9 protein-coding genes are annotated in these 7891 nt (G+C 58.7%); 8 read left to right on the forward strand and 1 reads right to left on the reverse strand.

Annotation, left to right across the window (positions count from 1 at the left end):
• From nadC to yacG, 8 genes are all read left to right on the forward strand, one after another.
• Positions 1-752 (forward strand): carboxylating nicotinate-nucleotide diphosphorylase (nadC, locus tag ACRAUW_RS15325; protein WP_431362965.1); only part of this gene is annotated, 752 nt, incomplete at its 5' end.
• Between the two features lie 327 nt (positions 753-1079).
• The gene (locus ACRAUW_RS15330) at positions 1080-1511 is read left to right on the forward strand and encodes a pilin (RefSeq protein ID WP_431362972.1); all 432 of its coding nucleotides are present in this window, start codon (positions 1080-1082) and stop codon (positions 1509-1511) included.
• A 3-nt stretch (positions 1512-1514) separates the two neighbouring features.
• Positions 1515-3221, forward strand: a complete 1707-nt coding sequence (gene tapB / locus ACRAUW_RS15335) for a PilB family type IVa pilus assembly ATPase TapB (protein ID WP_431362966.1) — start codon at positions 1515-1517, stop codon at positions 3219-3221.
• Between the two features lie 209 nt (positions 3222-3430).
• Complete coding sequence (locus ACRAUW_RS15340; protein WP_005336136.1) at positions 3431-4672, forward strand: type II secretion system F family protein; 1242 nt, start codon at positions 3431-3433, stop codon at positions 4670-4672.
• A 61-nt stretch (positions 4673-4733) separates the two neighbouring features.
• Complete coding sequence (locus tag ACRAUW_RS15345) at positions 4734-5606, forward strand: prepilin peptidase (protein ID WP_431362967.1); 873 nt, start codon at positions 4734-4736, stop codon at positions 5604-5606.
• Between the two features lie 13 nt (positions 5607-5619).
• On the forward strand, positions 5620-6234 hold the full coding sequence (gene coaE / locus ACRAUW_RS15350; protein ID WP_431362968.1) for a dephospho-CoA kinase: 615 nt from the start codon (positions 5620-5622) through the stop codon (positions 6232-6234).
• Positions 6235-6271: 37 nt separating this feature from the next.
• Positions 6272-6994: a cell division protein ZapD gene (zapD, locus tag ACRAUW_RS15355; protein ID WP_431362969.1), complete on the forward strand. Its 723-nt coding sequence runs from the start codon at positions 6272-6274 to the stop codon at positions 6992-6994.
• Positions 6995-7003: 9 nt separating this feature from the next.
• Positions 7004-7198: a DNA gyrase inhibitor YacG gene (gene yacG / locus ACRAUW_RS15360; RefSeq protein WP_431362970.1), complete on the forward strand. Its 195-nt coding sequence runs from the start codon at positions 7004-7006 to the stop codon at positions 7196-7198.
• A 77-nt stretch (positions 7199-7275) separates the two neighbouring features.
• Here yacG and mutT read toward each other — a convergent pair whose 3' ends face one another.
• Positions 7276-7680, reverse strand: a complete 405-nt coding sequence (gene mutT / locus ACRAUW_RS15365; RefSeq protein ID WP_431362971.1) for an 8-oxo-dGTP diphosphatase MutT — start codon at positions 7678-7680, stop codon at positions 7276-7278.
• Positions 7681-7891: the final 211 nt, after the last annotated feature.

Genomic DNA, 7891 nt, shown 5'->3' on the forward strand with positions numbered 1-7891 from the left:
ATCGGATGGCCAGCGCCCGGGTCATCACCCGTGAGGCCGGTGTGTTCTGCGGCCAACCATGGGTGGATGAAGTCTTCCTGCAACTGAAGGCCCAGCTCGGCGGCGAGGTGAAGGTGGAATGGAAGGTGCAGGATGGGGAAGTGCTCTCCCCCAATCAGGAGCTGTTCCGCCTTCATGGCCCCGCCCGCCTGCTGCTGACCGGCGAGCGCAATGCCCTGAACTTTGTCCAGACCCTATCCGGCGTTGCCACCCTCACCGCCCGCTATGTGACAGAATTGGAAGGTACCGACTGCCGTCTGCTCGATACCCGCAAGACTATCCCGGGGCTGCGCACCGCCCAGAAGTACGCGGTCACCTGCGGCGGCGGCAAGAATCACCGCATCGGCCTCTACGACGCCTATCTCATCAAAGAGAACCATATCCTCGCCTGCGGCGGCATTGCCGAGGCGATTAATGAGGCTCGTCATCTCAATCCGGGCAAACCGGTGGAGGTGGAAGTGGAAACGCTGGCAGAGCTGGAGCAGGCGCTGGCGGCAAAGGCCGATATCGTGATGCTCGACAACTTCGATGTGACCATGATGCGGGAAGCGGTCGCCATCAATCAGGGCCGCGCCAAGCTGGAGGTCTCCGGCAATGTGACCCTCGATACCCTGGCCGAATTTGCCGCCACCGGCGTTGACTTTATCTCGGTCGGGGCGCTCACCAAGCATGTGCGGGCGCTCGATCTCTCCATGCGCTTTATCCAGCAGTGAGATTCACCCCGCAGGCCTGAGCAAATACTCGACCTAACCGGATAAACAACTTGCAAAAGGCGCCATGGGCGCCTTTTCTTTATGCAGGATCCCTCAGCAAAGGAGTGTAATGACGGACCCGCTTCCACCCGTGACAGAGAGTCATAAGAAGCTATTTATTTTATGACTCGCATCAAGTTTTTGGTAAATGACATGAAAGTGGTTAACAAAGGCAGCAATCTCTGTTGCCACCCCTGACAGCTCGGATAAGATACTGACGTTCGGACGATTTTCTACCGACACTTCCCAGGAACCAAGGATAAAAGGATATTTTCAATGAAGAGCGAAATGAAGAAACAATCGGGTTTTACCCTTATTGAACTGATGATCGTGGTCGCGATCGTCGCCATTCTGGCGGCAGTAGCACTGCCGGCGTATCAGACTTATACCAAAAAAGCGAAATTTACAGAGGTTATCACTGCGACTGGTGCAGCTAAAACCGCGATAGAAATCTGCAGTCAAGCTGGTGGTACGCCTGATGCGTGTGAGACCGCCGCCAAATCGGCTGTCAGTGGCACTGTGGGTACCGCTATCGTTGATAAGGTTGATATCACAAAGAGCGGGAACCAAGGTTCTGCTTCGTATGAGATCAAAGCAACCGGTAAAGACCCTGTTAAAGAAGATTATATCTTGAAGGGCACAGAAGAAAATGGACGGGTCAAATGGGAGGCCAACCCAAGTGGTTCGGTTGGTTCATGTGTAGGTGCAGGCATCTGCTAACGCATGACCTCTAGTCCTAATAGCGGCCTGGCGTTAAGCCTGGCCGCCTCTTCACTGATCAGTGAAGAGGACTCCCAGCGCTATCTGAGCCAGGCCAAGGCCCAGCGCAAACCCTTTGTGACCTTTCTGATAGAAAACAGCATCCTCGACAGCAAGGCGTTGGCCGACTTTTGCGAGCTGGAGTATGGGGTACCTCTGCTGGATCTTGCCGCCTTCGATTTGGCCGAGATCCCGCAGAAGTTCCTCAATCAAAAGCTGATCGACAAGCACCACGTGCTGCCCATCTACACCCAGGGCCACACCCTCTATATCGCCATGTCGGATCCGACCAATGTGTCGGCGCTGGAAGACTTCGGCTTCAGCTTCGGTCTGCATACCGAAGCGCTGCTGGTGGAGGAGAACAAGCTCACCGCCGCCATCGGCAAGCTGCTGGAGAGCGAAAACGACGCCCTCGGCATGGAGGATATCGACGAATCCGAGATTTCGGATCTCGAGGTCTCCGACGAGAACAGCCGGCTGGACGAGAGCGTCAATACCGCCGATGACGATGCCCCCATCGTCAAGTACATCAACAAGATCCTGATGGATGCCATCAAGCGTGGTGCCTCCGACCTGCACTTCGAGCCCTATGAGTTCAAGTATCGGGTGCGCTTTCGCATCGACGGCATTCTGCATGAAATCGCTACACCGCCGGTCAACCTCTCCAACCGCTTCTCCGCCCGCCTCAAGGTGATGGCGCGGCTCGATATCGCCGAACGGCGGCTGCCGCAGGATGGCCGCATCAAGTTGAAGCTGTCGCGCAACAAGTCGATGGATATGCGGGTCAACACCCTGCCCACCATGTGGGGAGAGAAGATCGTTATCCGTCTGCTCGACTCCTCGGCGGCACGCCTCAATATCGAGCAACTCGGCTTTGATGACCGGCAGAAGGCGCAGTACCTGCGCGCCCTCTCCAAGCCACAGGGGATGATCCTGGTGACCGGCCCCACCGGCTCGGGCAAAACCGTCTCGCTCTATACCGGCCTCAATATTCTCAACACCACCGAGGTCAATATCTCTACCGCCGAAGATCCGGTAGAGATCAACCTGCCCGGCGTCAACCAGGTGCAGGTCAATCCCAAGGCGGGGCTCACCTTCGCCAGCGCCCTGCGCTCCTTCTTGCGGCAAGACCCGGATGTGGTGATGGTGGGTGAAATTCGCGATCTCGAAACCGCCGAGATCGCTATCAAGGCGGCCCAGACCGGCCACCTGGTGCTCTCCACCCTGCACACCAACTCCGCCGCCGAGACTCTGACCCGGATGATGAATATGGGGGTACCGGCCTTCAACATCGCCTCCTCGGTCACCCTGATCATGGCCCAGCGGCTGGCCCGTAAACTGTGCGACCACTGCAAGGCGCCGGAAGTGGTGCCGGAAGCCGAACTGCTGGAGCTGGGCTTTACGCCGCAGCAGCTGGCAGCCGGACTGCGACTGTTCAAACCGGTCGGTTGCAAGGAGTGTTCCGGCGGCTACAAAGGGCGGGTCGGCATCTACGAAATCATGCTGATGTCGGAGAACATCGCCAAATTGATCATGCAGGGCGCAAACTCCCTGCAAATCGCCGCTATCGCGCAGAAGGAGGGGATGCGCACCCTGCGCACCTCGGGGCTGGAGAAGGCCCGGCTCGGGGTCACCAGTCTGGCCGAGGTCAACCGGGTCACCACCAACTGATCCGCGCCGATAATGAGTTGGTAGGTTCGATTAGCGTAGCGTAATCGGACATGCGCGTAATCGGACATTCGCGTAGATAAACAGAATCGTTCACCGGTTCCATTCACGTCTCGCATTCCGACATTTGCGCAGGAAAACAGGATGTACGCCACCTAACCGGGCGTTTGTATCATAAGGGCTGACGCCCGATCCAATTGCAGGATGCAAAGATGGCAACCCTAACGAAAAAGAACAATGCCCCCAAGAAAGTCTTCGCCTTCCGCTGGCACGGGGTAAACCGCAAGGGGCAGAAGGTCTCCGGCGAGCTGCAGGCCGACAGCATCAACACCGTCAAGACCGAACTGCGCAAGCAGGGGGTCAACGTCACCAAGGTAGCCAAAAAATCCCAGGGGCTCTTCTCCAAGGGCGGCGCCAAGATCAAGCCGATGGATATCGCCATCGTCTCCCGTCAGATCACCACCATGCTCTCCGCCGGCGTACCGCTGGTGCAGAGCCTGCAGATCATCGCCCGCAGTCACGAGAAAGCCTCGATGCGCGAGCTGATGGGGCAGATTGCCGCCGATGTGGAGACCGGTACCCCCATGTCGGAGGCGCTGCGCCGCCACCCCCTCTACTTTGACGATCTCTACTGCGATCTGGTGGAAGCCGGTGAGCAATCCGGTGCGCTGGAGACCATCTACGACCGTATCGCCACCTATCGGGAAAAGTCGGAGGCGCTCAAATCGAAGATCAAGAAGGCGATGTTCTACCCCACCATGGTCATTCTGGTCGCCATCGTGGTGACCTCCATCCTGCTGCTGTTCGTCATTCCGCAGTTCGAGGATATCTTCAAGAGCTTCGGCGCCGAGCTGCCTGTGTTCACCCAGTTTGTTATCGGCATCTCCCGCTTTATGCAGAACTGGTGGTATGTCTTCTTTGGTGGCACGGCCCTTGGCATCTTCCTCTATGTGCGGGCTTGGCGGGCCTCCCAGAAGGTGAAAGACAATACCGACAAGTTCGTCCTCACCATTCCGGTGGTCGGGATGATCCTGCACAAGGCGGCGATGGCACGCTTTGCCCGCACCCTGTCGACCACCTTCTCCGCCGGTATCCCGCTGGTGGATGCGCTGATTTCGGCAGCAGGGGCCTCCGGCAACTATGTCTATCGCACCGCGGTCATGGCCATTCGTAACGAGGTGGTGGCCGGTATGCAGATCAACGTGGCGATGCGCACCGTCGATCTCTTCCCCGACATGGTGATCCAGATGGTGATGATCGGTGAGGAGTCCGGCGCCATCGATGATATGCTCTCCAAGGTCGCCACCATCTTCGAGCAGGAGGTGGATGATCTGGTCGATGGCCTCACCAGCCTGCTGGAACCTCTCATCATGGTGGTGCTTGGGGTGCTGGTCGGCGGCATGGTTATCGCCATGTACCTGCCCATCTTCAAGCTTGGCGACGTGGTAGGCTGATTCATCAGGGCATGGCACCACAACCATGCCCTCCCCCTCATTCAATAACTAACGGTTGGTTATGACACTTCTTCTCGAGCTGGCTCACAGCTTGCCCTGGCTCTACTTCTCGCTGGTTTTTCTCTTCTCCCTGATGATCGGCAGCTTCCTTAACGTGGTGATCCACCGCTTGCCCATCATGCTGGAGCGGGAGTGGCAGGCCGAGTATCGCGGCTACTTTTCCCCCGATGAGGAAAGCACTGCGCCAGAGCGCTACAACCTGATGGTGCCGCGCTCCGCATGCCCTCACTGTGGCCATGCCATTACTGCGCTGGAGAACATCCCGCTGTTGAGCTGGCTCTGGCTCAAGGGGCGTTGCCGCGACTGTCAGGCCCCCATCTCGGCCCGCTATCCGCTGGTAGAGCTGCTGACCGCCCTGCTCTCGGTGGCCGTAGCCATGGTCATAACCCCGGGCTGGGGCACGCTGGCCGCCCTGTTGCTGACCTGGGTGCTGGTCGCCCTCACCTTTATCGATCTCGACAAGATGTTGCTGCCCGACCAGCTCACCCTGCCCCTGCTGTGGGGCGGGCTGTTGTTCAATCTGGCAGGTGGCTTCGTCCCCTTGGCTGATGCAGTGATCGGCGCCATGGCGGGCTATCTGGTGCTCTGGAGCCTCTACTGGGCTTTCAAGCTGCTAACCGGCAAGGAGGGGATGGGCTATGGCGACTTCAAGCTGCTGGCGGCGCTGGGCGCCTGGCTCGGTTGGCAGGCGCTGCCCATTATTTTGCTGCTCTCATCTCTAGTCGGCGCCGTGATCGGTATCAGCCTGATCGCCTTGCACAAACACCATCAGGGCAAGCCCATTCCCTTCGGCCCCTACCTCGCCATCGCGGGCTGGATTGCGCTGCTATGGGGCGATACCATCACCCGCTGGTATCTCTCTACCCTGCTTTGAGCAAGAGGCACCCATGTATGTAGTTGCTATCACAGGTGGTATCGGCAGCGGCAAGACCACTATCGCCAATCAGTTTGCCGCGCTGGGTATCGAGGTGGTGGATGCCGATGTGATCGCCCGCGAGGTCGTTGAGCCGGGCACCCCGGCCCTTGCCGCCATCGCCGACCATTTTGGCCCGGATGTGATTGATCCGAGCGGTCAACTCGACCGTCGCGCCCTGCGCGAACGGGTCTTCAGCGACCCACAGGCCAAGGAGTGGCTCAATGCCCTGCTCCATCCGCTCATTCGCAGTGAAATGCTGCGCCAGTGTGCCGCGGCCAGTTCTCCTTACTGCCTGCTGGTGGTGCCGCTGCTGGTGGAGAACAAACTCACCGGCCTCGCCAACCGGGTGCTGGTGATCGATGTGGATGAAGCCACCCAGATTGAGCGCACCTGTCGCCGTGATGGGGTATCGGCCGAGCAGGCCCGGGCCATCATCGCCGCCCAGGCGAGCCGGTTGGAACGCCTCGCCGCGGCGGATGATGTCATCGAAAACCACAATGGCAGCGAAATGGCGATTAAAACGCGGATTTTGGCTCTGCACGAGACATATCTGGCAATTGCCTCTCAACAAGCCCGCCAAGTGTGAGTACACTAGGCCGGTTTATGGCTGGCCAGGATTAGGCATGATTTACGATTTCCCCCTCAATGAAAAAAGCCGGACCTATCTTCGTCTGGAGTCCCTGTTTTCCCAGATCCGCGACAATCTGGAGAGTGAACAATCCTGGGCACATATCGCCTTCTTCAAGGGGCTGTTCGATCTGCAGGAGTTGCTGGAGCGTGGTGACCTGCGCGCCGATCTCATCAAGGATCTGGAACGTCTCGGCCAGCGTCTGAGCCACTGGGCCAGCCTGCCCGACGTCGATCTGGAGCAGATCAAACTGATGCAGCAAGAGAGCAACCAGCTCTCCCGCAACCTGCTCAACTCGCCACGCCCGGGCGCCCGTCTGAAAGAGGATCGTCTGCTCGGCTCCATCCGCCAGCGCTTCTCCATCCCCGGTGGCCTATGTGCCTTCGATGTGCCGCAGTTGCACCACTGGCTCGGTACCCCAGCCATTACCCGTCACCAGCAGATGCAGGGCTGGCTGAGCGATATCAACCTGCTGATGAATGCCATCACCCTGCTGCTGCGCCTGTGGCGCGAATCAGGCAGCTTCAGTGAGCAGGTTGCCAGCAACGGTTTCTTCCAGGACACCGCCGAGAGCGCCGAGCTGATCCGCATCAAGCTGCCGGGCAATCTGTTCTGCTACCCGACCCTGAGCGGCCACAAGAACCGCTTCGCCCTGCGCTTTCTGCCCACCGCAGAACAGCCGATTGGCGACGTGCCGTTCCAGCTCGCCTGCTGCTAAGGAGGGCTTATGGTCACCAAGGTAAAGTGTCCGACCTGTCAGAGCGAAGTGGAATGGGGCCCGCAGAGTCCGTTCCGCCCCTTCTGCAGCAAGCGCTGCCAGCTGATCGATCTCGGCGAATGGGCCGATGAAGAGAAGCGGATCCCGGGGGAGATCAACCCGGATCTGCTGGCGGAGCCGGAAGAGGGGGATCAGTGGCTATAAGTCCCTGAACACTCACCTCTGCAATATCAAAAAAGGGCCTATTGGCCCTTTTTTGATGCTTGTTGATTACTACCGGCTCACGCCAGCAGACCCTGTAGCCGCGCTACAATCGGGCCATTGGCATCGGGGAAGTGGTAGTTGTGCAGTTCGGCGACCGGCACCCACAAACACTCCTGACCCTCTTTGCCAAAGGGTTCACCGCTGAAACGGGTCACTTTCCAGATGTCCAGCAGCACCAGCTTCTCCGGGTAGTCGTGATGCAGCTCCATGAAGGGGGCACAATCCTGCACCCGGATCCCGATCTCTTCCCACAGCTCCCGATCCAGTGCAGTGAGCAGATCCTCGCCCGACTCTACCTTGCCACCGGGAAACTCCCAGCGATCCCCCTGATGGCGATCGGAGGAGCGTCTGGCGATGAAGATATCGCCCCGTTCATTCTCGATGACGCCAACCGCCACCCAGATCCGTTTTTTCTGTTCCATCTTGCTACCTTTACACGCGATACATGACCGGGCCGTTCGATGCGCCCAACCTCTGGCTGGGTGAACGACCGATAATGCCTGATATCCGATAATCCTTTGCAAAGTGGCGCCACTACAGTGACTTCGCCACCTTCTGACAAAAACAAGGCGGGCACCTGGCCCGCCTGTTATGGCATAGCGTCGATCAGGTCAACTGACCGTGGCAGTGCTT

The organism is Aeromonas sp., assembly GCF_050633025.1.
Taxonomy (GTDB): domain Bacteria; phylum Pseudomonadota; class Gammaproteobacteria; order Enterobacterales; family Aeromonadaceae; genus Aeromonas.

Bases quoted from the DNA above. Each gene is read 5' to 3' on its own strand.
- ACRAUW_RS15330 (WP_431362972.1), top strand. From the start codon at position 1,080: ATGAAGAAACAATCGGGTTTTACCCTTATTGAACTGATGATCGTGGTC.
- tapB (WP_431362966.1), top strand. From the start codon at position 1,515: ATGACCTCTAGTCCTAATAGCGGCCTGGCGTTAAGCCTGGCCGCCTCT.
- ACRAUW_RS15340 (WP_005336136.1), top strand. From the start codon at position 3,431: ATGGCAACCCTAACGAAAAAGAACAATGCCCCCAAGAAAGTCTTCGCC.
- ACRAUW_RS15345 (WP_431362967.1), top strand. From the start codon at position 4,734: ATGACACTTCTTCTCGAGCTGGCTCACAGCTTGCCCTGGCTCTACTTC.
- coaE (WP_431362968.1), top strand. From the start codon at position 5,620: ATGTATGTAGTTGCTATCACAGGTGGTATCGGCAGCGGCAAGACCACT.
- zapD (WP_431362969.1), top strand. From the start codon at position 6,272: ATGATTTACGATTTCCCCCTCAATGAAAAAAGCCGGACCTATCTTCGT.
- yacG (WP_431362970.1), top strand. From the start codon at position 7,004: ATGGTCACCAAGGTAAAGTGTCCGACCTGTCAGAGCGAAGTGGAATGG.
- mutT (WP_431362971.1), bottom strand. From the start codon at position 7,680: ATGGAACAGAAAAAACGGATCTGGGTGGCGGTTGGCGTCATCGAGAAT.